At 45.5% G+C, this 257-nt stretch carries 1 protein-coding gene; it reads right to left on the bottom strand.

Annotated features, from left to right (window positions below):
* Window positions 1–257, bottom strand: a 257-nt coding sequence (locus NE558_RS14300) for a hypothetical protein (protein WP_256150840.1), incomplete at both ends; no start/stop codon positions are given.

Raw genomic sequence — 257 nt, 5'->3', positions numbered from 1 at the left:
CTGCCCTTGGAAGTTTCGTCCATGAAACAGTTGCTTCTGTACTTGTAACTCCCATTACAGTTGCTTTTGCATCTTCCGGAATCGTCGGAGCCGGAATTTCTGCCGCTTCAAGTTTTGCACCTGCTGCGTTCAAGTCTGCTGCAAGCTTATCAGCCTGCTCTTTTGTCGTCTTGTCGTCATTCATTCCCTTAACGGCATTGTCGTATGCTGTCTTAAACTCGTTCCACAGATTTTCTGCGTAATCGTCTTTATTCAAA

This window comes from Anaerotignum propionicum (genome assembly GCF_024461735.1).
In the GTDB taxonomy this organism is placed as follows: domain Bacteria; phylum Bacillota; class Clostridia; order Lachnospirales; family Anaerotignaceae; genus Chakrabartyella.
The sequence above is the reverse complement of the archived record's forward strand: the minus strand, read 5'-3'. Positions and strand labels throughout refer to the sequence as shown.